The organism is Type-D symbiont of Plautia stali (assembly GCF_001485335.1).
Lineage (GTDB): Bacteria > Pseudomonadota > Gammaproteobacteria > Enterobacterales > Enterobacteriaceae > Pantoea > Pantoea vagans_C.
Genome location: NZ_BBOC01000225.1, coordinates 1 through 250, shown reverse-complemented (window position 1 = coordinate 250; position 250 = coordinate 1). Strand labels below are relative to the sequence as shown.

1 pseudogene is annotated in these 250 nt (G+C 51.6%); it reads right to left on the bottom strand.

What is annotated here, in order from left to right:
- Positions 1–98: 98 nt before the first annotated feature.
- Positions 99–250, bottom strand: a pseudogene (gene recO / locus PSSD_RS28340) (DNA repair protein RecO); the annotation flags it as partial.

The window sequence follows — 250 nt, the reverse complement described above, 5'->3', positions numbered from 1 at the left end:
GTTGACCCCTAACAGTAACTCAGCCATGACAATCCTTAAATGTGTTCAGTGTGTTTGCAGTTTACCGGGCTTAAGAATATCAAGCGGTACGACCAGCGCTAGTCGTTTGACACATCGGGTTTCTTTTTTGGGACAAACTGACGAAACAGTTCCTGGCTCTTCAGGGGTCTACCGCCGAGGTAGGGCTTCAACGCCATTCGCGTAAAGCGCTTAGCCGCACGCAGGCTGTCGGCATCGGGGAAATCGCGTT